This is a genomic window from candidate division KSB1 bacterium, assembly GCA_022562085.1.
Taxonomy (GTDB): Bacteria; Zhuqueibacterota; Zhuqueibacteria; order Oceanimicrobiales; family Oceanimicrobiaceae; genus Oceanimicrobium.
In genome coordinates, this window is the sequence record JADFPY010000030.1 from 1 (window position 1) to 26,861 (window position 26,861).

The 26,861-nt window shown below is 41.8% G+C and carries 24 protein-coding genes; 10 read left to right on the forward strand and 14 right to left on the reverse strand.

Translation table 11 applies throughout. From position 1 onward, the window contains the following. Window positions 1-228 precede the first annotated feature (228 nt). Complete coding sequence (locus IH879_04680) at window positions 229-669, forward strand: DUF1572 family protein (protein MCH7674232.1); 441 nt, start codon at window positions 229-231, stop codon at window positions 667-669. Window positions 670-758: 89 nt separating this feature from the next. On the opposite strand, the gene IH879_04685 is transcribed toward IH879_04680, so the two are convergent. The 7 genes from IH879_04685 to IH879_04715 form a co-directional block, all read right to left on the reverse strand. Continuing rightward, window positions 759-1,271: a DUF4136 domain-containing protein gene (locus IH879_04685; GenBank protein ID MCH7674233.1), complete on the reverse strand. Its 513-nt coding sequence runs from the start codon at window positions 1,269-1,271 to the stop codon at window positions 759-761. 297 nt (window positions 1,272-1,568) lie between these two features. Beyond that, entirely contained in the window at window positions 1,569-1,976 is a 408-nt protein-coding gene (locus IH879_04690) for a hypothetical protein (protein ID MCH7674234.1), read from the reverse strand. A gap of 187 nt (window positions 1,977-2,163) precedes the next feature. Further along, window positions 2,164-2,799, reverse strand: a complete 636-nt coding sequence (locus IH879_04695; GenBank protein ID MCH7674235.1) for a flagellar motor protein MotB — start codon at window positions 2,797-2,799, stop codon at window positions 2,164-2,166. Window positions 2,800-3,069: 270 nt separating this feature from the next. Next, window positions 3,070-3,891 carry a MotA/TolQ/ExbB proton channel family protein gene (locus IH879_04700; protein MCH7674236.1) on the reverse strand — a complete coding sequence of 274 codons (822 nt, stop codon included), beginning with the start codon at window positions 3,889-3,891 and terminating at the stop codon, window positions 3,070-3,072. Window positions 3,892-3,975: 84 nt separating this feature from the next. Further along, on the reverse strand, window positions 3,976-4,545 hold the full coding sequence (locus IH879_04705; GenBank protein ID MCH7674237.1) for a tetratricopeptide repeat protein: 570 nt from the start codon (window positions 4,543-4,545) through the stop codon (window positions 3,976-3,978). A 137-nt stretch (window positions 4,546-4,682) separates the two neighbouring features. Beyond that, complete coding sequence (locus tag IH879_04710; GenBank protein ID MCH7674238.1) at window positions 4,683-5,804, reverse strand: hypothetical protein; 1,122 nt, start codon at window positions 5,802-5,804, stop codon at window positions 4,683-4,685. Window positions 5,805-5,836: 32 nt separating this feature from the next. Beyond that, window positions 5,837-7,594, reverse strand: a complete 1,758-nt coding sequence (locus tag IH879_04715; protein MCH7674239.1) for a hypothetical protein — start codon at window positions 7,592-7,594, stop codon at window positions 5,837-5,839. Window positions 7,595-8,122: 528 nt separating this feature from the next. Between IH879_04715 and IH879_04720 the strand changes: the two genes are divergently transcribed. Further along, window positions 8,123-9,610, forward strand: coding sequence for a tetratricopeptide repeat protein (locus tag IH879_04720; GenBank protein MCH7674240.1), 1,488 nt, complete (start codon window positions 8,123-8,125; stop codon window positions 9,608-9,610). A 92-nt stretch (window positions 9,611-9,702) separates the two neighbouring features. Here the strand turns inward: IH879_04720 and IH879_04725 are convergent, their stop codons facing one another. Together IH879_04725 and IH879_04730 are read right to left on the reverse strand one after the other, a co-directional pair. After that, the gene (locus tag IH879_04725) at window positions 9,703-10,113 is read right to left on the reverse strand and encodes a putative toxin-antitoxin system toxin component, PIN family (GenBank protein MCH7674241.1); all 411 of its coding nucleotides are present in this window, start codon (window positions 10,111-10,113) and stop codon (window positions 9,703-9,705) included. Continuing rightward, window positions 10,110-10,397: a type II toxin-antitoxin system Phd/YefM family antitoxin gene (locus tag IH879_04730; GenBank protein ID MCH7674242.1), complete on the reverse strand. Its 288-nt coding sequence runs from the start codon at window positions 10,395-10,397 to the stop codon at window positions 10,110-10,112. The genes IH879_04725 and IH879_04730 overlap by 4 nt, the downstream gene beginning before the upstream one ends. A 203-nt stretch (window positions 10,398-10,600) precedes the next feature. Between IH879_04730 and IH879_04735 the strand changes: the two genes are divergently transcribed. From IH879_04735 to IH879_04770, 8 genes are all read left to right on the forward strand, one after another. Continuing rightward, a complete protein-coding gene (locus IH879_04735) occupies window positions 10,601-11,554 on the forward strand; it encodes a threonine/serine dehydratase (GenBank protein ID MCH7674243.1) in 954 nt (317 codons plus the stop codon). Window positions 11,555-11,732: 178 nt separating this feature from the next. Continuing rightward, entirely contained in the window at window positions 11,733-12,392 is a 660-nt protein-coding gene (locus IH879_04740) for a DUF4013 domain-containing protein (GenBank protein ID MCH7674244.1), read from the forward strand. Between the two features lie 26 nt (window positions 12,393-12,418). Next, window positions 12,419-14,938: a SpoIIE family protein phosphatase gene (locus tag IH879_04745; GenBank protein MCH7674245.1), complete on the forward strand. Its 2,520-nt coding sequence runs from the start codon at window positions 12,419-12,421 to the stop codon at window positions 14,936-14,938. 191 nt (window positions 14,939-15,129) lie between these two features. After that, window positions 15,130-17,139 (forward strand): S9 family peptidase, encoded by a 2,010-nt coding sequence (locus IH879_04750; GenBank protein ID MCH7674246.1) that lies wholly within the window; start codon window positions 15,130-15,132, stop codon window positions 17,137-17,139. A gap of 319 nt (window positions 17,140-17,458) precedes the next feature. Next, a complete protein-coding gene (locus tag IH879_04755) occupies window positions 17,459-17,914 on the forward strand; it encodes a pyridoxamine 5'-phosphate oxidase family protein (protein ID MCH7674247.1) in 456 nt (151 codons plus the stop codon). 35 nt (window positions 17,915-17,949) lie between these two features. Further along, window positions 17,950-18,531, forward strand: coding sequence for a pentapeptide repeat-containing protein (locus IH879_04760; protein ID MCH7674248.1), 582 nt, complete (start codon window positions 17,950-17,952; stop codon window positions 18,529-18,531). A gap of 250 nt (window positions 18,532-18,781) precedes the next feature. Next, window positions 18,782-20,185, forward strand: a complete 1,404-nt coding sequence (locus tag IH879_04765; protein ID MCH7674249.1) for an aminopeptidase P family protein — start codon at window positions 18,782-18,784, stop codon at window positions 20,183-20,185. Window positions 20,186-20,439: 254 nt separating this feature from the next. Next, entirely contained in the window at window positions 20,440-20,817 is a 378-nt protein-coding gene (locus tag IH879_04770) for a VOC family protein (protein MCH7674250.1), read from the forward strand. Here the strand turns inward: IH879_04770 and IH879_04775 are convergent. The 5 genes from IH879_04775 to IH879_04795 form a co-directional block, all read right to left on the reverse strand. Further along, window positions 20,771-22,396 carry an AAA family ATPase gene (locus IH879_04775; protein ID MCH7674251.1) on the reverse strand — a complete coding sequence of 542 codons (1,626 nt, stop codon included), beginning with the start codon at window positions 22,394-22,396 and terminating at the stop codon, window positions 20,771-20,773. The genes IH879_04770 and IH879_04775 overlap by 47 nt on opposite strands. Window positions 22,397-22,444: 48 nt before the next feature. Further along, the gene (locus IH879_04780) at window positions 22,445-23,098 is read right to left on the reverse strand and encodes a hypothetical protein (protein ID MCH7674252.1); all 654 of its coding nucleotides are present in this window, start codon (window positions 23,096-23,098) and stop codon (window positions 22,445-22,447) included. After that, window positions 23,098-24,405, reverse strand: a complete 1,308-nt coding sequence (locus IH879_04785; protein MCH7674253.1) for an ATP-binding protein — start codon at window positions 24,403-24,405, stop codon at window positions 23,098-23,100. The genes IH879_04780 and IH879_04785 overlap by 1 nt, the downstream gene beginning before the upstream one ends. Before the next feature lie 284 nt (window positions 24,406-24,689). Further along, the gene (locus IH879_04790; protein ID MCH7674254.1) at window positions 24,690-25,238 is read right to left on the reverse strand and encodes an HNH endonuclease; all 549 of its coding nucleotides are present in this window, start codon (window positions 25,236-25,238) and stop codon (window positions 24,690-24,692) included. A gap of 486 nt (window positions 25,239-25,724) precedes the next feature. Continuing rightward, window positions 25,725-26,162, reverse strand: a complete 438-nt coding sequence (locus IH879_04795) for a hypothetical protein (protein ID MCH7674255.1) — start codon at window positions 26,160-26,162, stop codon at window positions 25,725-25,727. Window positions 26,163-26,861: the final 699 nt, after the last annotated feature.

Consider the following 26,861-nt stretch of genomic DNA (forward strand, 5'->3'; position numbering starts at 1 on the left):
AAAAGAAAGAAAGTCAACCGCAGACAAAACAGGCAAGTGTTCAAGACAGTTCTAAAACACGGCCTGATTCTTTAAAAGCAACTAAATAGTGATTGACCGAAAAGTCCAAATTTGCTAGTACGAAGGCGTCTCGCCGAGTATTTCTAAGCACGGAACTGCATGCAGAAATCGTTCGGCGGGACGCCTCACGCTAGTTTTCGGTCAATCACTAAATAGAAAGAGGATAACATGATAAATTCACTCACCGAACTCTTCACCCGCGATTTAACCAAACTCAAGGATGAAATCAACGCCTACTCAGATGAGTCGAAACTCTGGATGACAGCCAAAGAAATCAACAATTCGGCAGGAAACCTGTGCCTGCACCTGGTCGGGAATTTGAAGCATTTTTTGGGCGCAACATTGGCAAACACAGGTTTTGTGCGGGACAGAGACGCAGAGTTCACGCAAAAAGATGTTCCGAGAGCCGAGCTGGTCAAAGGCATTGATGAAGCCATTGCAGCGGTGAAAACCACCCTGGCCTCACTCGATGAGCAAAACCTGGACAAACCCTATCCAATCGACTTCCTTAAAAAGCAAGGCAGTACGGCTTTTTACCTGCTGCATTTCAGCAGCCATTTGAATTATCATCTGGGTCAAATCAATTATCACCGCCGGTTACTGAGCTGACTTATGGGTATGCGCTCCTCGCTTAAAGCCTGCCCTGAGCACTTCACTGCGTTCAGCACAGGCTCCGTCGAAGGGCTCTTTCGCAAAAATCACTCAATTGGATATTCTTCGAAAACTTTGGCCATCGCCTCGTTGACTTTCTCCTGTGAGGCGTCCGGTTTGCCGACCGCGCCAAGGGCAGCACCTCGCCATATAAGCTGCTTCAATCTCGGATCGACAACGTCGATAATAATTGAACCCTGTTTGTAGCGGTGAACGTGTCCCCGCCGCCAGCCATAGTAGCCATATCGCGCCGGTGAAACCTCAACCCGATTTTGTAAATTAACGTGGTAAGTCAGCAAGGCATCAACCCGGCCGGTTTTTTTTATCTCAAATCCCTTTGCTTCTAATTCCTGCTCGACCGCCCTCCGAATCCGCTTATCCAAAAGCGAGCCTTTCCGAACTGAGTTCTTGCCGGGTTTCTTTGGATTCCGCATCCATTTGAAAGTAGTATATTGATCAAAATCGATGTCATGGTCATAATCAGATTTGACATAGATGCTGGAACACCCCCCAAAAGCGAGCAGCAACAAAAAACTTAGGAAAAAACAAGCTATCTTCATCTTAAGCCTCCGAGGTTTAATGGTATTACTTCTTAACTTTTCCACTTTTTTGAAAGAAAACGGTCTAAATGACGAGAAGCTAATGACAGTACCCGTCATTCGTCATTAGGCCATTTGTCCCGAAGCGTCGGGACGTCATTTTGGACAGCATCAAAATTCACATCTGTCAATGACGGCGCCTTATGTTTAAAAACTATAGCACGGCGACTTCGTAAGAAAAGCAAATGGTGTGCCAGGAGAGAATAGACCTTGCAGGCTTTGAAAACCTGCAAGGAATCAAATGAAATGCTTAATTGGTTAACACAGGTGGGTAGAGAGTTTACAACTTCCTGCTTCCGGAGCAAAGGAAAATTCCGGAGTCAGGTCAAAATCCGATATCGCCGCCTCCAGTGTAGTAAAAGAACTGAGTAAAAATGTCTTTTCAAGACTTTCTAACGCTTGATTAAAACCGGAGGGGTCATAAAGCAGTTTGATATCGCCGCCTTTTGCTCGAATTTCATAAATTAGACTTTCCAAAAGCTCCCTGCCTTCATCACCTATATAACCCACTCGATTCAATTTTATGATGAAGCGATAAATATTGATGCTTAAGCTCGACTTTAAAACCTGCTCAAGCACTCTTGTATTTATAGAATCAATGGCACCGTAGACCTGCAAAAATGTGATACTGTGCTTACCGTTAATTATTTTAAGTGATTTAAGCATTTTCATCACCTCTTTGTACTTTCTTTGTCTTTTGAGATTCATATGTTATAATTTATTTCATGGTGATGCGTTTACGTTTCTACTTATAAAGACACTGATTTGATATTGAATCTCTCAGGAAAATAAACCTGTAGAAAGAAAATTGAGCAAATTATAAAACTAAAAAGGAGCTGTCTTTGAGGAAAAACTACTTAATCAACAAACTCACCCGTCGGTTCACCGGCAAGCCCAGGTTATTCGAGGTCTCTTTTTGGCGCAGGCGGGTGTCAGCAAAGCCAACCGCGACAAAGCGTTTGGAGGCAACTTCTTTTGTGATTAAGTAACGAATGACGCTCGAAGAGCGTGCAGTGGAGAGCTCCCAGTTTGTGGGATAGAGTGCATTTTTAGTAAGCGGAACTGAATCCGTGTGACCTTCGATTTGAATTTTTCTTTCGGCGACATCCGCAGATTTGAGGATCTCGGCCAGGGCATTCAGAACAGGAAAGGATTTGCTTTTCAATTTTGCTTTTCCGGAATCAAACAATAGATTGTCCTGAAAATTGACCCTGAGGCCATCCGGGGTCAATTCGACGTCGACGCTTTGCTCGAGTTGGTGCGCCGTCACCAGCTCCTGGAATTGCTTCTCGAGGACATAAAGCGGCGTGGAATTACTCTCGCTAAAGTACTCCATTATCTGCTCAAATTTACCCGGGTCGACTTGTGAAATGCTGAAGAACAAAACAAAAAATGCCAGGAGTAGAGTCACCATGTCGCTGTAGGATAGCAGCCAGGACTCCGATTCTTTTTGAGATGAGCGGTGAGATTGTGTTAGCTTAATTTCCACTTTAGTACCTGAATCGTGAAGTCTTGTCTTACTCGATAAAAGCATTCGAGCACAAGCTTTTTGGCAAGACTTGAAATCACAAACCGCAAAAGCCAAATAACAAATAAAATCCAATTTCCGAAATCTCAAACAAAGACAAAAGTCCCTTGATAGTAGCTGTTGTTTTGTTTATTGTGATTTGCAATTTGAGTTTTATCCCCGACCAGAACATTCGGGGACAAGTTTGGAATTTGTTTTTTTTTGATATTTGGAATTTCCGGCATGTCCGGGTTAGGCCACTGTTTGTGTTTTACTTGGCTTTACTACATGAATATTTTTCCCGGCCACAGAGGCCACTTTCTTTCTGCTATTTGCGTTCAGATAGGCAGCCAATTTATCCCGCGCAAAAACATAGTTGCGTTTGTCGTATATCATTAAAACGGCTTCAAGCTCCATAGTTTCCATCATGAGATTGTTTTCGGCGCGTTCTCTTATTTTTTCCGAGATGGGAGCAAAAACCATATTTGCCAGCGCGAGGCCGTAAAATGTTGTCGTCAGAGCAATTGCTAAGCCGAGTCCAACCTGACCCGGCTCACTTTGCAGGATAATCAACATATTAATTAAACCGATCAAAGTACCGATCATTCCAAACGCCGGGGCGATTCTGGACATCGAGCCAAAAAGCTGGTGCTGCTTCATTTCACGGTTCATCTGCCAGCGAACTTGGTCTTCAAGCACGTCGCGGGTTTCTTCTTTGGAATAGCCGTTTGACAACATGTGAATGCCGTCTTTAAAAATCCACAACCCCTTTAACGAATTCACTTCACTCAAAAGCCGGGCAACTCCCTCTCGCTGATAAAGCCGGAGAGCGGAAATCATCTTATCAACAGCGTCAACATAATCGTGTGACCCGGATCGAAAAATAACAAAATAGGATCCAAAGGCACGCAATACTTCTCGCAACGGATAAGAGACAAATGTGGAAGCGAGGGTTCCCCCGAGCACGATGGCGAGACCTTGCTTATTCAGAAAAATTTCAGCAGGTGCTTTCCCTGCAATGATGCCGAAGGCGACAAGGGATGTGCCAATCAGAAAGCCTAAAACTGTTAGCATTAAACTGTCCTTCTTGTTTCTATTTGAGAGTCATCTTTGAGATGACTCTCAAATCTAATGATGAGTCTCAAATAGAAAAAATTCTTATTCTTTATACCGCCCAACCAATTCTCGCACCTCTTCAAGATCGGGATCGATTTTTAGCGCATTTTCCCAGGCCCTGACTGCTTCATCGATTTCACCACTGACAAAGTAAATCGAGCCGCCGAGGGAATAGGCCGTTGCCGTTTTCTTTTTTTCCAGTGAAGCTTGCAGAACTTTCAAAGCCTGCTCGAAGTGCTTTTTATAAAACAATTTTTGCGCCAAGTTGATATCCTGAATGATGTCGTCGGTCAGGTCTTCTTGGTCTTTTTTCTTCTTCTTGAATCCGGTTATCAAATCTTCTAAAGCGGACTCTTTATCCTCTCCTGAGTAAGTGGAATCACCGTAAATAATTTCTATATTGCCAGTCGAATTTCGCACCAAATCGACGGCAAGATTTGTCGATTCCGGATCCAGTACTATTTCAAGCTCAGTATCATTTTGATTAAATTGAACTCTAAGGTAGGGGTAGTCCATCGTCTTTTTCATTTTGTCACCGTCCAGCTCGGTAACAATCTGCTTGTGCGAAGAATCTGCGGCAACTGTCCTCTCGGTAGTTCCATTATTGTTCATTGCCACTTGCTTTTTGGACGCACAACCAAAATTAATTCTTATAATTAACAGAGCCAAAATTAAAGGCCAAATTTCGATAAAACGGAATTTACTCAAGAATCGATTCATAGTGAACACCGGATAGTTTTCTGTACCAGTTAAAAAGTATATTGTAATAAGAAAAGTTCGTACTGAACGCCATTGACTTTCATGCGCACACTCTGGTTTGTGGACTCAACATCCACCGAACTGAATTCGGACCCCAGAATCATTGAAAAACCTGTTGAAATAGAAAAATGTGAATTCAAATCCGTGCGCAGTCCTGCTCCCAAGCCGGTTAAATCAGGCGTCCTCAGGGTGAAGTAACGGGTGACTGCAAAGTAAACCGAAAGCCAGTCGCGAAACTGACTGTCTTTATTTTGTATCAAAGTTGAGTAAAGCATCGAACGGAAATTGTACGAAACCGGCGGGTGCGGCATTTTCGTGCCGGGTTTGACACTGTAGAAACTATTCTTGCTGAAAGAGGTACCGGTTAAGGAAACTCCTTCGGATAGAAAAGAAGCCCCCAGACGAAGTTCGAAGCGCAAACGGCTGCCCGGGGTCGTGTACTGATAAATGCCAAAGTAAACCGAATATTGAATGAGCTTGTTGTTAAAATCCGGACTCAAAAGAGAGTCGGCTGCGGAGTCAACTTCGAGTTGAAAGATTTCCAGACCGGCGTTGATCGACTTGTTCAACGGATTGAGTGACGGCGGTTTCATGTCTTTTTCATAAGCGGAATATGACTTTGCCCAAAGCACTTCGTTGGTTCCGGTACGGTTTAAGCGCAGGTCGAGAAAAAGCGCTTTATTGGGCAGGTAAGCAAGATTACCTTCCAGATAAGCGTCTACTCTGAGCTTGCGCGCAACCCGCCAAAGTTCATCCGGAGCCGGCAGTGAATTAATAATTGAAAAGCTGCTGTCCGTGGAAGAAATTTTTAAGGTGTTTAAATCAGGCAAAGCTACGACGGCGGGCTTGCCCAGGGTGCGCAATATTTCCACCAGGCGGCTTTCAAAGTGTTTACGCAGCGGAGCCGAAATATTGCTGCCTTCGGTTTCAATGCGATAAACAGCGATTCGGCCCAGATCCGGATCAATTTCTAGAATATCCTCAGGAACCTGGGCGAAAATTTCGTTCATCAGTTTCAGGATATTTTCGTTTGCATCCTCAAGCGTTTGAGCCGATGAATTGCTGATGAAACCTGCAAATCCGATTAATAAAATTAAAAAAAACTTCTTCATAATTGTTTCCAAATTAATTTTCAAGATACTTTTTATGAATGTTTAGCGCGCACCGACCGCATCAAATTACGGCGTGCTTTCGAAATTTCATCCTCGGAAATGTCGAGATTGGCTTCGAGGCTGGCGCGAACGAGCTCGCCCAATTTTTCCGGGAGTGAGTTGATCATCTTTTCGACCGTTTCTTCATCAACGCTTACCAGGGATTTGGCTAGAGCCTCGCGGTCGAAATCCACGGCTATTTCTGCGAGTTTTTCTTCCGGCATCTCAAAGAGCTGGTTAAAGGTCATAAATTTTTCGCTGACTTTTTGCGCCAGATTCATGTCCTGAGTCTGTAGATAATTTATCATCTCATCCTGGGTATCTTCATCCAGATGCTCCATGACTTTGACCAGCGAATCAAACCCGTTAGCCCGAACGTAACGCATTTTTTTCAACTCTCCGGCCCGTACGGCAAGCTGGCGTGCAAGGTGCTGGTAAACATCCGAGGGAATACGCTCAATGTTGCCCATCGCCGCCAGGACTGCTTTTCTGCGGTCGGGTTCCAGTTTACTCAACACCTTCGCGGCTCGATTTGCCCGCAGGTGCACAAGAACAATGGCAACAATGCCGACTTTCAGAGGCTTAATCAAATGCTGGACCTGGTCATCCGTCATCTGATTCAGAAATGCCAATTCATCGTTTTCAGCCGCATCTTTGCTGGTTTTCAATGCGAGCGTCCTCATATCTTCGTCAAATTGTTTTAGCAGACCCGGGGATTTCTCCGGCAAGTCTGTTTCCTCTAATACCGCAATTTGATGTTGAATACTTTCCGTGGCTTCCTGGCCCATGTAGGGAGCAACCAGCTCGATAAGCGGCTTGGAAACCGAAGCAAGTAAAATTGCCACATCGGTGACTCCCTCATTGCCTTTGTTATCGATCCAGCGGTGAAAGACTTTTGCTGAAGCAGCCGGCAGGCCGACGATCGTGTCAATAAGTGAAGATTTCAAAGAAGCCAGATCACGAGAACTTGTCTTTTCTCCCTCCAAGTTGAAATCTTTATGATTCTCTGATTCAGGGGTTGCTTCAGATTTAGAAGCCACAGCAACCACGCTATTTTGCTTAAGATTCTTGACAACCGAACGTAAGCCAATCAGAAAAAACAAAAGCAAAAGCACAGCAAGGCCAGCTGCAAAAGCGTACGGCTTCCAGTCTATAGCAGTGTTTGCCCCTTCGACTTCGGGTTGAAAAGGAAGTTCAGGAGTTTTCTCTTCATCTTTCATGAAGTTGGCTTTCACCGGAAAAGTAAACGCTTCGATTCGCACCCGGTCGCCGCGCTTCGGGTTTAAATCTGCGATCAAAGTAACATAGCGGCGAATGAACGACATATCGTTCTCGCTCAAACTGCGATCGACCAGAACATTCAACCTAATTCGGCGAACGTCGTAGCGATTCGCTTGTACTTCATCCCGCAAATTTGCCGTATTCGCTTCTGCAGCTTGACTGCCACCCAGGTTTTCCGGAATGTACGGCAGCCCGGGCAGATTCTTCAGCTCTTTGCTGAGCAAAGCATCCGGGAGTTTCGGAAGTTCGCGTTTAAGCTTGACCTTTTGCAGCTCCACGTTTGCCTTAACGACAAATTTGGTTTCGGGATAGTAAAGCAGAAGGGCATTTTGCAAGTTCCAGGTCAAATTCGCCTCCATAGAACTTTCAATATCGGTAAGCGCTCGTTCACCTAACTCCCCCTGTGCAAAAATAATCGAGGCGGTGAAGATAAAAATGAGCAGAGTAGAAAATGTCTTCGTCTTGTTCACTTGTCGTCCTTCATGTTTTCCTAAAATTGAGCGATTGGCTCCTGGCAATTAGCTTTTAGCGGTTAAGTGCAATTAGTTAAAATGGTTATTGTAAATCACCTAACCCGGATAAACCGGAAATCCGAAATCCGCCTGTTTTAACTTTCAAAATTCTTTGCCCAAAAAGCAAAGAATTCACTCTTAAGGAACTAACAGGTGATCCCGAAGAAAGTCGGGACACGACGTAAATTCTAAAAAGTCAAAAGCCAAAGGCCAAAAGCTAATGGCCAAACGCGTATTTAGGTTTTATTAAAACAGTCATAATAATCGGTAACTTATTTAGAATTCTAAATGGCTGTGATTTTTTTTTAACAAACTGACAATGAACAAAAAAGTCCGATTTTACTTGTACTTTAGATCATAATTCTTTAAAATAGTCTAATCAACCAATAACAAAAATTCGAAAGGAGGTGAAGTGATCCTTTTTTAAGGAACGGGGGATTCTATTCACTGTTCGTTTCTGTTTTACTTAAATAAGGAGGATTTGTCATGACTCAAATCCAAAAATTTCTGAGTAAACTCGGGGGGGTTGCTTTTTCATTTCTCATGCTTGCCCAAATAGGATGTCAAACAGGCGTGGAAGGTGAAATAGCAATCACCACTAAATCAGGGGAAGCACGTAAACTTTTTATGGAGGGCCTTCAGTTAAACCAAAACTTAAGGGGTGACGAAGCGCGCGAGTTTTTCTCAAAAGCTATTGAGGCGGACCCAGATTTTGCCCAAGCCCATTTATATCGCGCTTTTACAAATACCTCAACAGAGGATTTCCAGGAACATTTTGACAAAGCTGTGGCCCTGGCGCCAAATGCATCGGAAGGGGAGCGCCTTATGATTGAGGCTGTGCAGGCAAATGTGGACAACCAGCCGCTTAAGGCTATTGAGACGTACGAACAACTGGTAGAAAAATTTCCCAACGATAAACGCGCGCGGCAATTTCTCGGCGACGCTTACTTTGGTCAAGACCAAGACGATAAGGCCATTGCCCAATACGAAAAGGCTATTGAGATTGACGAGGACTATGCACCGGCCTACAACATGCTAGGCTACACGTACATCGAGAAAGAGAATTATTACGAAGCTGAGAGAGCTTTCCTAAACTATATTGATCTCATTCCCGGTGAAGCCAATCCGCACGACTCTATCGCAGACATGTATACTAGAATGGGGCGGCACGATGATGCTATCGAACATTACATGAAATCTGTAGAACTAAATCCAAAGTTTACTCTGTCCCAAAGAAAGATTGGTACAAATTTGGTTTTCATGGGTAACTATGAAGATGGGCGTGAGGCTTACCGAAAAGCAATGGCAATGGAAATGACGGAAACAGCCAAAGTAACCGACATGAACCAGATTGCTCGCTCTCATCTTTATGAGGGCAACTTCGAGCAGGCGATTGCAGCATATGATGAGTCGCTAAAAATGGCGCAAGAAGCAGGCCTGGCTGAAAGAGTCGCCGGAATTCATTCCCAAAAATGCTATGTCCATCTGGAATCAGGCCATCTTGCCAAAGCTGAAGCAAGTCTGGCAGAGTGCAAAAAAACGGTGATGGCGTCAGACTTGAGACAGTCTTTAAAAGACAATTTTGCTAAAGGCGCAATGGCGCAGGAAGCGCTCATCGCGGCAAAAAAAGGTGACTTTGAAGCGGCGCTGGCAAAAGCGGATGAGCATTTAGCAAAAATTCAGGAGGATAATGACCCCAGCGAAATCCAAGATCACCACGGCCTTCTCGGACTGATTCACTTTGAAAAAGGCGACCACGCTCAAGCAATCGAGCACCTCAACCAGGGCGACCAGCAAGATCCGTACACGCTTTATCATCTGGCGGTTGCCGAGTCCAAAGCCGGCGATCCAGCAAGGGCCGATGAGCTCTTCAGTAAAGTAGCAGATATGAATCAAAACCTTTTTGGCTATGGTTTGGGTTATGCTTTTGTGCGCTCAAAAGCAATGGATGCTAAAAAGATGAGCGCTAAATAGAAACCTTATTTTGATTAAATGACAAGAGCCCGGTGGTTGAGGAAGCCAGCGGGCTTTTTTTGTTTAAAATTGGAATTGACAGGATGGTTGCTCTAACTTCGAGTACGATAAAAATTCAGAAACTCATCAGGAGAGTAAACTCGAATTGGGTCACAAATTTTGTGCGGAAAATGTTTTTTGTTGCCGGTAACAAGGGCCTCGGCCTTTGAGGCATGTGCGACTTCCAAAAACATATCATCGTCTGGGTCGGGCAGAGTTTTTGACAATGAGAGGCCGCGTGCTGAAATGCCAACATGTTTAAATTGTTCAATTAAAGGATGAGTGACCTCTTCAGAAAAATGAAATTTTGGATAGTTTAGGACTTGCCGGTACTCGGTGATAATTCGAGCATCAAAAGCTAATCGTAGTTTCCCATCTGTGAGTAGAGCCACGATGGCCGCTGGCTTTCCAAAAGGATTCAGGAGCCCTGCGACCAACACATTCGTATCGAGGACAATGATCAACTTTTTCTCGATTTTCTAACCTGCCCCACCACAGCCTCTATTTCTGCCATGCTCATTTTGTCAGTGCCGGCTTTAATCGACGTCTGATGCATCTCCTCCATGGCAATCGTTGCTTTCGCTTTACGAAAGGCCGCAATGAACTTTTCCACATTCTTTTCATCTACACCAGCCATGACTGCGATGGGTTTCCCGTTTGAAGTCAGTATAACTTCGGCATCTTCCTTGAGTTGTTTCCAAAGCTCAGCGGAATTTTGCCGCATTTGCCGCACGCTAATGAATTGCATAATAACCCTTTTGTGACTTATTTTGAATTCTATTTGATAATCAAATCGTTATACAAATGAGACACAATTATGTTCCGGATAAATTTTTTGCAATCCCAAAAAAGCTCTAATAATAATTGATATTTATTTTTAGTCATATTATATTATTCAAAATTAAAGTTTACTAAAACTTTAGGTTTAGTAAATATCATTCCAAGCAAGCAATGATTACGTTACAAAACATAAAAGACACACGAACCACTCTTCCCAAAGAAATTGTTCACACTCCTCTGCTCTTTTCAGAAGAGCTCACCAAAGACTTCGGCGCAGAGATTTATCTTAAAGCCGAAAACCTGCAAGTAACGGGTGCTTACAAAGCCCGCGCCGCTTTTCATATTTTGAACAGCTTGTCTCCCGAGCAAAAACAGAAAGGCGCAGCCATCTCCTCTTCCGGGAATTTTGCCGGAGCTTTTGCATTTATGGGCAGCTTACTGGGTATTTCCACTTCCATCGTAATGATGCAGCAAACCGCACCCTTTAAGGTTGAAAAAACCAGACGGTACGGCGGAAAAGTGATCTTGTGTGAAAACCGCTTTGAGGCGAGATGGGAAACCCTCGACCGATTAGAAAGTGAAGGCACCACAGCTATCAACACTTTCGAAGCGCCGGAAGTTATTGTCGGACACGGTACAATCGGATTGGAAATTTTGCAGGACAACCCGGACATCGACATGATTCTGGTTCCGATCAGTAGCGCTGGTTTGATTGCCGGAGTTTCCCTGGCTGCAAAAGAACTCAATCCAAAGGTAAAAATCATCGGTGTGCAGCCGGAGGGCTGCAATGCAACCCATCTCTCTTTTCAAAAAGGCAGCGTGCAAACGATTGAGGATGTGGATACCATTTGTGATGCCCTGGTTGCTACAAAACCCGGTGCGTTGCCATTCGAGTACATGCAAAAATATGTGGACGACGTGGTTTTGGTTTCGGAGGAATCCATAAAAAAAGCAGTTGGTTTATTATTCGAAAAAACAAAATTGGTGGTCGAGCCGTCCGGAGCGGTGGGGGTTGCTGCTTTGCTAAGTAAAGTTGTTTCGGCCGAAAATAGCAGGATAGTCTCGTTGCTGAGCGGCGGCAATATTTCGAGGGAAAATTTTATAAAATTTCTAAACACTCAGTGATATCCAAACCTTCCAGGTTTAGACATCAGTCCGGACATCTAAATTACAATACAAATAGACCTGGAAGAGATTGAATGAAAGAAACCTGGAAGGTTACTAAAACCTTTCCAAAATTCTTCGTATAAATAAGTTAAAAAATAATAGAACCGTAACTTTTTAATTTTAAGGGGTTTTAAAAATGAATTACTCAGAAGCCTTATCTTTTACTTTCCAGGATAAAGAGTGGCTAAAGAAAGTTGGCATTGGCGGTTTCTTTGCCTTGATTAGTTTTTACGCGGGTCTGTTCTTTATCTTCGGCTTTTTTCTGGTCGGCTATTACATCGGTGTCCTCCGAAATGTCATGAACGGTGAAGAGTCTCCCCTGCCGGACTGGTCGAACATGAGCAAAATTTTCGTCGATGGCCTCATGGGAACAATTATTATACTCGCCTATTTTATCGTTATTGGCGGCACGTGTGCATTAATCATTACACGCGTTGCAACGGATCCGTATATTCAAGACTATGAATTAGCTATCTCCTGCGTGCTGACTTCTTTAATAACCCTGTTTGCATTAGGATTTTTTATTAATTACGGTCTCATCCAATTTGCCGCCACAGAAAATTTCGGCTCGGCATTTAGTCTAAGCGGCATTTTCACGTTAATCAAAAATGATTTGGGAAATTTTCTGGCAATTATGATTTTCTCTTCTATTTTAAACGCCATTCTGTTTTTGGCCGGACTGGGGATTCTTTCACCTTTCACTAATTTCTGGGGATTGGTCGTTCAGGCCCATCTTTTTGGTCAATGCGCAAGAGGATTGCAGGGCACAACGCCAACCGCTTTACAATCCGCTTGATCTGAGAGACATTTCAAAAAGAATTTATGAAACATTTTAAACTGTGGAAAATCACACTGCTCCTTTTACTGGGGCTTTTTGTTTTTCTATACATTTTTCTAAATACCGCCGCTGAATTTTACGTCGCCTTCACTAAGCCTGTATCCGGTCTGCATTTCCATTTTAACAAAGCTCAAGATCGAGTGATTATCTACGATGTCGAACCGGAGGGACAAGCAGCGATTGCCGGCCTGCAAAAAGGTGATCAAATTTTAGCAGTAAACAATACTTCGATTGCGAGCAGTGCTGACTTTATCAAAGCCCTCTGGGGTATTAAAATCGGCGAATTAGTGGCAATTAAGGCGCTCAGAGAAAATACCGAAGTTAAAATCGCCTTTATTTCAGAAAGGCAAGTTACTGCAGAACTTATTTTTCTGTCCCTATTACCGGGGATGCTGTTTGGTTACGCATTGTGCCTGATTGGAACTTTTGTCCTACTCAAGCGAATCCAGGATAAAGAGACTCAGATTTTTTACCTGATGTTGATTTTTTGGGCCCTGGCCATGCACGACGCCGTTCCGCTTGGCTACTTTTTGCATAATATCTTGCCATTCTGGTTTCGTGATATTCTAATGCATACCTCGTGGCCCTTAGCGATCGGGTTATTTTTACATTTTCTCTTAATTTTTCCTGTTAAAAACAAAACGTTCCAAAAATATCCTCAGCTTTCTCTCTTATTCATATATGCGCCTTTAGTTTTAATTGTACCTTATACCTTTGGCCTAATAAATCAATTAGAATGGACCGAAATACTTCTGCAGGTTGGCTGGGGCATTTGGCTTACCACTTATTTTACAATTGCCATGTGCATACTCGCGCGTTTTGTAAAACGCGCTCCTAACCCACACATTAAAAAGCAAACTGAAATCATGCTTTACGGGACTATGCTAAGTTTAGGTTTGCCTTTGCTGTTATTTTTTCTGCCCAAATTATTATTCGGCCAGTCCTTTCCTTATGCGGAATCCTCCGGAATTCTTATCATTCTATGGCCGGTGACCCTTGCCTACACCATCGTCAAACACCGGTTTATGAATATAGATTTTATCATTAAGCGCGGCGTGGGATACGCCCTCATTTCAGGCTTTGTGATCTCATTATATTTTTTACTTGTAATTGGTGTTGGGCAGCTCGTTTTGGACTTGAGCGGAACCAGAAGCCAAATTGTAACCATTTTGGCCACACTCTTTATTGCAGCCTTGTTTAATCCGGTTAAAAATAGAATCCAGAATTTTGTTGAACGTAAATTTTATCCAACACGGTTTACCTATATAGAGTCCATTCGATCTTTTGGGCATGAGCTCGTCAGTGTTCTGGATTTAGATAAAGTGCTGGAGAGGCTCACTTCGTTTCTTGCTGAAACCATTAAAATTAGTCTCGTTGCCATCTATTGGTACCACCCTGATGATGGCGAATTCAAGGCGCGCAAATTGAATGTGAACGGAGTTACCGAGCTGCCGGTGTTTACGGATGGAGACAAAGTTGTTAAAAAGTTAAAAAAGGAACAGCAGTTAGTAGACCTGTCGCCGCTAAAAACCGAACCGGATTTTCTATCGAGTGAAGAAACTGCAAAATGGAAACGCCTGCAAGGAGAGATGGTTCTACCCCTAATGTCAAAGGGCAATATGATTGGACTGCTTAGCATTGGCCCAAAAGAAGATGAACAGCCTTATTATAAAGAAGACATTGAGCTGCTTAAATCATTAAACGATCGTATCAACATTTCTTTGGACAATGCGCTGTTGACAGAGGAATTACGTGAACAGGATCGCATGAAAAAAGAACTGGAAGTAGCCCGGCGCATTCAGTTAAGTTCACTCCCTCAAACAGATCCCAAAGTACCCGGACTGGACATAAGCGGGATTTCAATCCCGGCCTTAGAGGTCGGAGGAGATTATTACGACTACATCGAGTTTACGGACGGTCGATTCGGAGTGGTAGTCGGCGATGTTTCGGGTAAAGGGACTTCTGCGGCGCTCTATATGTCACAACTGAAAGGTATTTTAAACACGGCTTCCCAATATCACCAATCGCTCAAAAAATTAATGGAGGAAGTCAACACCATAATCTTTCGCAGCATTGAGCAGCAATCATTTATTACTTTGATTTTTGGAGCGTTCGATCTAAAAAACCGGAAGTTCAATCTGGTTCGCGCCGGCCATTTACCGGTTCTATATTATAATGGGCAAACCCAATCATGTCGTCAACTCACCCCCGGTGGCATCGGCGTCGGCTTAGAAAATGGCAAAATCTTCAAATCCGAAATTAAGGAAGTTGCAGTGACTTTCAAATCGGGCGATATTTTTCTTTTTTACACAGATGGTGTCATTGAAGCTCGCAACCCCCGCGGTGATGAATTTGAAACAGAGCTATTGGAAGACTTAATCCGTGAAAACGGATCTGAAAGCGCTCTCTCGCTACGGGAAAACATCGTTCACAAAGTCAGGGAGTTTTCAGACAACACTTCACAAAGCGATGATATGACTTTGGTAGTCGTTAAAATCAAGTGATTTTTTTTAATTTTTTGGTTTAGTGAACTTCTGCCTTTCCCTTTTTATAACTAAAACCCACTGTTTCAAATCTTCAAAAATTATCTGAAACAATACAAGCTTGTGATTAGTTTGTCATTTGTTTATATTGCAGCACTTTTTTATTTTGCTTTTTCCATTTTGTCTATCTATTAATCCAAACAGGAGGAATTATGATTCATTCAAAACCCAAATCCTTGCGCTGGTTTTTCATAACCGGTTTACTTTTTTGTGTCCTTTCTTCAACACTTCAGGCAAAGGAAAACAAACTAACGCCGGAAATGATTGTTAATCTGAAACGTGTCTCTCAGGTGGCGATCGATCCTTCCGGGCAAAAAATTGCATTCGTTCTAAACGTTCCGCGCACTGAAAAAGACAAGCATGGCAGGTCTTATTCTGAAATTTGGCTTACAACAGTCGATGGTGAAAAACCAAAGCAATATACTTCTAAGCCTGGGCGGCCGAGTTCGGTGAGTTGGTCGCCGGATGGTAAGTGGATTACCTTTCTTTCCAAGCGTAAGAACCAGGATGAGCATACTCAGATTTATAAAATGCGCGTCGATGGTGGGGAGGCAGTAGCGCTGACTCACCATAAAAATTCAATCAGCAGTTATCACTGGTCGCCGGACGGCAAGTCGATCGCATTTGTATCGGCGGATCCTGCGAGCAAGGAAGAAAAAGAAGCTAAAAAAGCCGGCCGCGACTGGAAAGTTTACGATGAAAATTACAAACACCGCCGGCTCTGGATTCTTGATGTCGTCAAGGGTGAAACAAGTCAACCTTTTGAAAAGGATTTGAGCATTTGGAACCTTGTCTGGACCCCGGATAGCAAGGATCTTATCCTGCAAGCAACCGAAACCCCCTTAATCGATGATTCTTATGTCTTCCAAAAGATATATAAAACAGCGGCTTCCGGGGGAACTCCGCAAGTGCTCTGCACAACCGAAGGGAAACTGGGTCCGATGGCAGTTTCCCCGGACGGAAAGCAATTAGCATTTCTTGGCGCAGTTAGTTTAAACGATCCTTTGCCGCAAAGCCTGTTTATGGTTTCTTTGAGCGGTGGTACTCCGAAAAGTCTTACTGAAAATGTAAAAGCTAGCGGAACCTGGGTGGATTGGTTGAATAATAAAACTCTTGCACTCCTGTCAATTAAGGGTACACAAACCGTTCTCAGCCGTGTCAATGCGAGTGATGGCAATATAAAGGAAGTCATTGCAGACGGCCCTATTTTGCAAGGCATCGACATCGATCGAAAAAGCGGCCGCTTTGCAGCAATTGGTCACTCATTCAATCATCCCAACGAAGTCTACACAGGAAAATTGAATAGCAGCAAATTGGCTCGTCTCACCCATCACAACTCCGAGCTAGAATCGATTCGGTTTGCGCGGCAGGAAGTGATCGAATGGAAAGGTCCTGACGATTGGACAATCGAGGGGGTTCTAACTTATCCACTCGATTACAAGGAAGGTCAACGCTATCCGCTCGTGCTGCAAATTCACGGCGGGCCGGAAGGCGTCAGCTTGAATGGTTGGACGACACGGGCCAGCTATCCTGTGCAACTTTTAGCTGACCAGGGGTTTCTAGTTCTTCAGCCGAACTATCGCGGCAGCGGTGGACGCGGCGTTGCCTTCAGCAAAGGCGATCATGACGACCTTGGCGGTAAAGAATTCGACGACGTTCTTGCCGGAGTCGATGCCCTTATCCAGCGCGGTTTGGCCGACGGTGAAAGGGTGGGCACGGGCGGCTGGTCCTACGGTGGCTATTTTTCAGCGTGGGCCGCAACCCGCCACAGCGAACGTTTCAAGGCTTCTGTGGTTTCTGCGGGTCTAACCAACTGGATCTCTTTTGCCGGCACCACAGATATTCCCCATGAAATGTCCCTCGTACACTGGAATTCTTATTGGATGGATCAACGGGATTTGCACTGGGAGCGGTCCCCGGTTTATCATATCAATAAAGCGAAGACACCCACACTCATCGCGCACGGTTTGTCGGATGTTCGCGTTCATCCGGAGCAAAGCATTCAGTTGTACACTGCGCTGAAACTGAAAAAAGTGCCAACACAATTGGTTCTTTACCCCCGCCAGCCACATGGTCTGGTCGAACGCGCACACCAATTGGATTATATTAAGCGGGTAATAGAGTGGTTTAATAAATATTTGAAAATGGGCGGCACAAATTAAAGTACTTTCGAGATATATTTTTAGCCACGGAAAACAAGCGGCTGAAGGCGGTTTGGCTGTGCAGATTCCTGTAGTGGCCGCTTCGAAGTAGCAGAACTCGCCAGAGTTCTGGCTGAATTCCCGGAAAAGCTTAACCCGAAGTGTGGCCACTCCGGCTAAGAGTTATGAATGGGTTGATTTTCAGGAAAATAAACTTATGAACATCTTTTTCTCTTCACTACGACCCCGCCTTTTATACTTTACGATCTTTTTTCTTTTTTCCGCCGGCAACGGCATAAGCCAGGAGACACAGCAGGCAAATACAAAAAATGACAGTCTGATGGCGGTCGCCAGGGAAATAATGAAAGCAGCTCGCTATTGTGCGCTCATCACTGTTGACGAATCCGGGCAACCCTATGCAAGAACCATGGATCCGTTCTGGCCGGATGACGATATGGTCATCTGGTTTGGCACCAATCCAAACAGCCGTAAAGTGAAACATATTCTTCATGACTCAAGAGTTGTGCTATATTATTTTGATTCAGAAGCGTCCGGTTATGTCAGTATTACCGGGATCGCACGGCTTGTTAATGATGCGAAAGAAAAAGCTCTCCGATGGAAAAAAGAATGGCAAGCTTTCTACCCGGATCGAGACCGCAGTTATCTGCTTATTGCCGTCGAACCAAAGAAGCTTGAAGTTGTCAGTGAAAAACACAATATTACCGGTGATTTAAAGACCTGGACACCGCCTGCCATTAAGTTCAAATCTGCTGATTCAAAATCAGAGCAGAAGTAAAATAGGTTTGAGTGCATCTAGACGAATGACTTTTCATGACCCTTGACACCAACAAAGATTTCGAAGATCAGAAGTTCCATAATTTAAAAAACGCACAAGCGGATCTCAGATCAAAAACTTTTTCTCAGTGCACATTTGTAAATTGCGATTTCACCGAGAGCAACTTTACGGACAGTAAATTCACTGAGTGCGAATTTAATCAGAGCAATTTAAGCCTCGCTACGTTAGACGGCTGCAAATTGCAGGATGTTCGATTTTCGGAATCTAAGTTAGTCGGGGTCGATTTTACCAGATGTAATACGTTCTTATTTGAGATTAATTTTCACGGATGCGTGCTATCCGGCTGCAATTTTTCGAGCTTGAAATTGCCCGGCACATCATTTAAAGAATGCACGGTCAAGGAATGTGATTTTGTCGATGCCGATCTGACCGGGTCGAACTTTTTCAAATCAAATTTGAAAGGCAGCCTTTTCCACCATACCAATCTATCCGAAGTAAATTTAGTCGATGCCAGGGACTTTTCAATTAACCCGGAAACCAACAAACTGGAAAAAGCTAAGGTTTCGATTACCGAAGCGGTTGTCCTGATGGAATATTTGGGTCTTATCATTGAATAAGTAGCTATTCGTTTTATAATGTTTAGTAGCCATAGAGTACTGCAACCCCTCCTTCTAAGCTCAATTTGTGTATTCATTACAGGTCTTCAGGTAAGGATTTATTTTGCTCATTCGCCAGGGAGAGCCGCCAGCAGACGTATGTCGAAAAGATTCTGAAGCGGATGGAAGTTTCCGTGAAGGAGCGGACTTGACAAGCTGGGGGTATTGAGTAACTCGAAGACAAGCCCGAAACCCTAAAAGAGAGGAAACCATGAGTATTTCAAGGCGCGACTTTGTCAAACAGATTGGCTTTGGGATGGCCGCTGCCGGCCTGGCGGCACATAATCTTGCTTGTGCCGCGAACAGCGGCGGGGGCTCGGAGAAGCTGCTTGCCGCTAATCCGAAACATCCTGAGCCGGCACCTTTGGGATATGACCGTCTACCCCTAGAGTGGTACAAGAGTAATGTGGCCCGGTTAAAGGAGAGGGTCTCAGAGCAAGGTGTTGACGTAATTTTGTTGGAGAGTGACCACAACAAGGTCTATTTTACCGGCTGCTTTCGCGGCAGCGGAGAGCGCACGACATGGTCAATGTTTCCCGTTGCTGAAACAGACACGGTTTATTGGTTTTCACCCGGTATTGACCGGGATTTGATTAGTTCGTGGTGGTGCACGGAAAACGAGTACTATTTTTGTTATCCGCATGCCGAAGGTGGCTTCCCCAATCGCGGCGAGGTGCGGCAGGGGAAGCGAGTCGATCTGCACGAATGGGTATTCGAAAATCTGAAGAAGCGGGGCTACGGCAACAAGACCATCGGTACGGATATGCTCATGCATCCCGGCCTGACCAGGAAGATCCAGAAAATTCTCCCGGATGCGAAGTGGGTGGACATCTCCGACAGTTGTTTGCAGATGCGCATCAGAAAGACACCTGAGGAGATAGCTTTGACCCAACGGGCCTACAACTATTTCAGCAAAGTGCACGCCTTTGCGCGTGACTATATACTCGAACGCGGCACCGACGCAACTGACTTCGAGATCGGCCAGGCTCTGCAGGCCTATGGCATCAACTTGATGATGCAGGATGTGAAACGGGACGGTAAACCGCACACTGCCGTTGGTATGGAGGTGACGTCACACTATGTCCGGGCAGGCGTCTCCACCGCCTATCCCCACCCGAATCAGTTCTTCTATAATAAGGTCAGAAAGGGCGAGCCGCTCTATGTCAACACAGATATCAAGCTGGGCGGATATGGCGGCGAGGGGTATCGTAACTACTTGATTGCACCCTGGACTCCCGTGCAGGAAAAGATGTGGCAGGTGGTGGCCGAGAGTGTTCAAATCCAGGTCGAGGAATCCAGGCCCGGTGTTCGCTGCTCGGATGTGGCCTATAAGATCCACCAGCACCAGGTCAAAAACGGCATGCAGGATTACATCTACCACCGACCGGCTCATGGCAGCGGCCAGAACTTCCAGGGGCACCAGCCCCCTTATATCGCGCTCGGCGATTATACGGTGCTCGAAGAAGGCATGACCTTCAGCGTTGAACCGGGACTTTACGACTCGCAGAACGGAATCGGCATCAATCCAAGCGACAATCTGCTGGTTACCCAAGACGGCGGCCTGCTCATGAGCAGCGTGCCCTTCTCCAGGGAGTGGAGTTTCCTGACGCTGTGATAGCCATTCGGTCGTTTGAGATTTATTTGGATTTTAATTGTGCTTGATGTTTTTATGTACTTATTCAAAATTTTGTTAAATTACTTGCGTGCAGGCCGTTAGCAAACTTAAACTCAATTCTTCAAGGTAGACTTAATTTACGAAATAAAAATGAAAATCTAAACATGAGGTTATCTGCTTAAAACGGAAGATAAAAACATTTACCAAAACAAATAGAGCAACAATAAATAATTAAAATTATGGAGGAAAATAAAATGTCTGAATCTCAAAAGAGATCATGGACGCACTGGTTTGAAATTCCTGTGACAGATTTCGACAGAGCAAAAAAATTCTACGAGACAATTTTTTTAACCGAACTCTTTGTGAATGACTTTGGAAGTTTCAAAATGGGAATTTTTCCGCATAAAGACGTAGGTTGTGCCATTTTTTTTGGAGAATGGTACAAGCCAAGCAGCGATGGAAGTTTGGTGTACTTGGATGCCAACCCTGATTTGCAAGAAACTCTAAATAGAATAGAAAGTGCAGGTGGCAAGATTATACAAGAGAAAAAGCAAATTTCAGAGGAGCATGGCTTTATGGCACTCTTTATTGACAGTGAAGGAAACAGAATGGCTTTACATTCGATGGAATAAAACACAAATGCCCAATAAAGCATAAAAAGACATAGGATATATCATTCAGAGTTATGAAAACTTTAGGAAGTTTATTTTGAATTTTTTCTGGGGTTTCATTATCATTGTCTAAAATAACATAAGATTTTTTGCCCATCAAGGCATAAGTAATAATTGGACTGAATTGTTCAACTTTTGTTTTATCACCTACTGGTAAAAATAAAGTGCTTCTATCATCAATTGTATGCCCTAATGTTTTTGAAAATTCCTTTAGAACCAATTCGTCAGTTTTGCCTTCAACCATAACAACAGTCTTAGGTTCAAAGCTCATTGTTGGATCATAACCCAATGCTTCGTAAACCAAGCTCCTAATCCTTTCTGTAGAAACCCTCCTACTTTCTTTTTCAGCATCAACTAATTTATTTAATGGGAGGAATTTTGCATAACCATCCCTTTCCACTATTACTGTGGTTTCAGATTCTTGGCTCTTATACATGAAAACCATTGAATGAGTTGCAATAAGGATTTGTTTGCCTCTTTCAGTTTCTTCTCTTAAAAAATCATATAATAGCTTCTGAGCCCCAGGGTGTACGTGTAATTCTGGTTCATCTATAAACCAAATTGTGTTTTCATTGGAGGTTGCAATTTTCCATATTATAATGATAAGTTGATCAATCCCAGTTCCTACATATTCTAAGTAAATTGGATAGGAAATATTCTTCTTTTTTACTACTACCCTTAGTTGATTATTTACAAGTCGTTTTGGTCTAATGGTTTCTATGTCAGGGAATAGCCTAATACAGTATTTTTCTACCTGACTATATCTTTCAGGCTCATTCGTGAACATGGTGTCCATCAGGTTTATCAGATTCGCACCCCTAGGATCTACTTGAGATTCAGTTTGTATAGTGTTAACCTGAATTGTTTTTGTTGTTTCCCGCATTGAGCCTATATCCTTTAACATAGAAAGTAAATCTTGAAAAATTCTTCCTTGTAGAATTGTTGGACTTAAATTAGAAGGAAAATCAGGGGCACTAACTGGTATTGAATCTAGGTATTGATTTACATTGGTATTGTGTGGTATTGCGTTTCTCCCACCTACGATATTTTTAATCGAATATTGAGTACCGTCAGATATTTCAACTACAGATACATATTCTCCATTTGCATTGAGAATTTGCATGCGAGAAAGGGTAATTATATTTTCAAATTGTTTGTTTGCGTGTTTATTTCCATATACACGGATAGCTAGGAAAAGCTTGACTTTCTCAAGGAAATCGGTATTAAGCATAACATTATCTGCGTCAGATTCTTCTAATTGAAAGAAATGAGTAAGATAATTTTTCCTAGAAGTTTCAGAAATTTCAAACACTAATTCCAATTTTATGGTTTTAAATTCAAATTCATCTATACCACCTGAAATTATTTCAGAAGAAGTTGAAAGGATCTCATTTAATTGCTTTAATAGATTGATAGCTTCAAAGATACTAGTTTTACCTGAACTGTTTCTTCCAATGAAAGTATGTAAATCTGAAATGTCTTCTTGTAGGACATCTTGGAGATTTTTATAATTTTGAATGTGAAAATAACGTAATTTCATCCTTTGATCGGATCTTGTATGTCAAATTAAAACTTGTACAGGAACTTTCTAATTTTTAGGGTTTTTTTCAACTGAAACACTATCGCTGAATTTCAAATTTTCCTTCAATCCAATTTCATGGTGTGTTATTATTTCACCACAGAAATCGCATACAAATTCTCTTTCGCTATGTGATTCAGATGGAGAATCATCTGTACTACGTTTTCCTGTTAGTTTCAATTTTCCTTTTTTGCAAGATGGGCAAGGATCACCAGCTACTGTTTCAACTGTTTTACCATCGCAGTATTTACTATCCATTCTAGAAAAATACAAAGCCATTTTTTGAAATACTGGATCTTCTAGTGGATAAAATTTTGAATAAATTTCTAGAGGAACAAGACTAACACGAGCACCACAATGATCATCTTTTGTTTCATTCAATTTTGTACAGTTCTTTGACCCTGTTCCATAACCCTCCAAAATTTCATAGCAAATTTCGTTTGGTGGTTTAAGTTCATATTTCACTTTTACCTTAACGTGATCAAGATCATTCAAGTTCATATTCCACATTTCATTTGTTAAAATTGTAGAGTCAGTACGTTTCTCCACATCAACTTTTACACAATATCTGGAATACCTTTCTCGATATTTTTCAACTTCACTGTAATAATTGAATGCTTTAGAAAGAGGGCTTGCTCTGCCAGTTGAATAATGTTCTGTCATTATATCGATCCTATAGTACTTCTATCCTGATACTTATCACGATAAATTCTATCAAGGTCTGGTCTTTTCATAGGAATGTCGTGATCATCTACACGAACATATCCACTTTTGTTTCGAATAATATACGGTTTATCTTTTCCTTCTTTCACAGTTATCACTATAATTGGTCTGTTATCAAATTCTCGTTCTTCTATCATTACGTTGATGTTAGGTTCACACCTGCCTGAAATTATACCTCTAATTCTTTTCGATGTTTTATCAAAATCGTCGTAAAAACCTACTACCCTATCTTCATCATCAATACCTAACAAGATTACACCATCGTTTGTATTTGCAAAAGCGACAATAGTTTCAAGAAATTCATCATCTTTGTCTATATCTTGCTTAAATTCTACGTCTTGTCCTTCCCCTTTTGCTAAAAATGATTCTAGTTTTTCTGTGGAAGTCTTTACAATTATTCCTTGTTGCCTTTCAGTCATATAACTACCGTATAATCTGCTGTCTAGGTGATTTCCAGTTGCTTTTTCGAGAAGGTAAACATGAACTTCGTCTGGTGTAAATGGTGCGTCAAAAGTAACAATTCCATCTTTTCCTATTGCTACGTCATTAGAAGGAAAATTTTGTTTCTCACCCTTTTTACAGAAAAACTTTGTAATCATATCTTTAGAATTTAGTTCTCTTTCCTCAATGTTTACTTGTATGTGGCTATCAGCAATTTCCAGTGTTTTAATTCGTGCACTATAATCAGGTACAAGAAAAGTTATGCCTATAGGATTATTCACATTTGGCGAAGTGTTTAATCCAAGCAAAGATTGTGTTGCTTCAAAAACATTGGGATAAGCAGGATGATTTCCTGGAGTAACTAAAGGCTCGTATACACTATCTAAGTGAATTCTCAGAGCTGACGAATATTGAAAGAGCCAAAAAGACCAATCATTTGATTGATTGATATAATCTGTTTTGCTGGAAACATGATGAAAATTATTGCCAAAACTTCCATCAATTTTTATTCCTTTGAGATCTTTAATGTCAATCTGCTTTGAGGAAAAAGATTTTATCATTTGAGAAAATTCATCCAGTTCTAAAATGCGAGTTGCGAGGATAATTTTTCCGTAATCATGGGTGATTTCTTCTTCAATTTTATCAGATTTATGTGGAAAGTCAATTCGTGCGTCATAGATGAAAGACGAGTTTTCTTGCTTTGCGATTACAGCTTTGATTACTACTTTATCATACCATTTTGAATTTTCATTTATTTTTTTGAGCATGAATTGACAAGGATCTTTTTCAGTAATCGATTCATTCATGGGTTTAATCACTACTTTGAGCTTGTATTATTTCATTTGCCTATCCCGTTTTGGTTCAAAAAATTTACTGTTTTGTGATCACAAAATGTTCCATTTTTGGTTCAAAACGTGATCACAATTTGGTTCAAAAAATGTTACAGTTTGGATTCACAAAAATTTTTTGAAAAACTATCATTGGATAGGCACGATTTATGATAGAAAGTATCACATAACTAAAAAAAATGTCTTAGTGCGGATCTAGAATCCTTTGAATGAGTATCAATTTCAAGAACTAAATTTCCTGTTTATGGTTTCTTCCTTCTAACGTACCTTGTTTTACCGTCTTTGAATGTCTCGTAGGGGCCTTCAGATGAGCAATAGGGAATTAGCCATTTTTCTGCTGTTCGTGTTACGATGTCAAGTTTCAACGCAATGGAAGCAACCAAATCAGAATAATCAACTCCTTTGGGTGACTTATCCAGTCTACCTTCCACATACGGCATAAGCAATGGTTTTTGCTTTCTATTAACATCCAGAGAACTGACATACTCCAAGTCAATCTTTTCCACCACCACATCTTCATCTTCTTCCTTACCCTCTCCCTCTCTCCTGTCGAGTGGTTTTCTTTCCTTGATCCTTGGATTCTTCAAGTAATTGCATCTATAGCAAAGTAATTGCAACTTGCTGAGGTCACTATAGTCTCCCTGATTGTCGATACGGTGTATGATTAGTTTTTTTACTTCATTTGGTGGCTTTCTACCACACTTGTTGCACTTTTCATCATCCCTAGCAACAAGTTGTGGGTATTTTTCTTTGCGTTGTCGTGCGTTAAGTCTAGTCAATTCTTCGAACACTTACTACAAATACATCTGATTTCGAAAACCAATCCTGTGGCTCTATCTAACCTTTGTTGTTTTGGGATGTGATTTTTGCAGTTATTTACTGCACAGTAACCGCAAATTATCTCGATTGGTATGTGCAATCTTTACAATAGTTTCAAAAATTTCTATGCGTGAATTTATTCATTTTTTGATTTTTTCTTTCATTTTGTTTTCCAAATTACTTTTTGTTTGTAGTGAATGACCAAATTTTGATCATTGAAGTTACTGAGAACGGATCTACCGTTCAGTGGTTTCATAGCGTTGTCTGTCGTTTGTAAAATAATCCGATCAGACTTTGCTGTTGATTCAGGTAATGTTTTCACCTACCATCGCGATAATCAAATACTCATTATATTTAACAACTCTTCTTTTTCGTGTTTTTTTGTTCAAAAAAATCAAAAATGTACGTTTTTTCAATAGCTGTTTTTGTCAAAGTCCGCAAGAATGAGAGTTTGAGGTTTAGTTCTTTTTTCTTTTATGAGGACATACGAGATAAACAAATTTTGTCGAATTACAATTCCAACACAACACTTGATAACCAGATGGATAATTATTCCGTTTAAGATAAGAATAAAGAGCATTTCCTCTTCTATTGTCAACTTTATTTCCTATTTTTCTGCCAGAAACATGATCAATACACAAAAAATCTAAACTAGTGTTTTCACCACAGCAATTACAGCAGGGTTTATTTGTTTTTAAAAGTTTTTTAGAATAAAATGTAAAAACTTCTCTTTTCAAATCTTGTAATTTCTTAGTGTGTCCACCTGTGGTTAAACGTCTTCTTTTTGCCTTTAATCCAGCTTGTTTACTTCTTTTTTTCTTTTCACGCTGTTGTCTTGTATGAACGGCTTTTTTTGCAATCTTACTAAGTTGTTGAAAAGATTTCTTTTTAGTCATAAATTTTCTAGATCAGACTAAGAATTAAGAATTTTCAGGATTAACAGTTCGTATCAAATGTAATTTTAAGAATTTTCAAAGTCCGTGTCTTTTAGTATAGTTTTGAGAGAAACTCTTTTTTTTGGCATAATGCCTATCGATTTTATTCTTGTTTTTCTTATCTACTTTATAGTGACAGCTAGGACATATCTCCACTGTCCAAGCCAATGGTTTAGAATTGTCATAATGTAGATGGTGAAGAACTGTTCTTGACGTCTCTCCTTTCTTATCTGATTTTTTACAGAAATGACATTCACCTGTTCTAATGTTCATATCATATACAATGCTCTTGCCTCGATACTTTTGACGCTTGTATTTGTAGAAGTCTTGATTAGCTATTAGTTCAGTCTTTGAAGGAAATATCCTCTTAGGTTCTCTCCAGTTACCATTCTCGGTTCTGTAGCTCATTTCATGAGTATAACATTCTAAAAATTAAGAATAACTATGCCAGAATACTGACTGCTTCTAGTATGGTTCTTCACTAAGGGTTATCAAATAGTAACGGACTTTGACATTTTCTTAACTTAAACTAAGAATTAAGAATTTTCAGACTTTGGATTATGATTTTTACAAAAATAATGTATTCTAGTTACGCCCTTCGCTTCGTCCCATGTAATACATTGAGAAGCTGGCTCACCGCATCTTTCACAGACATTCATA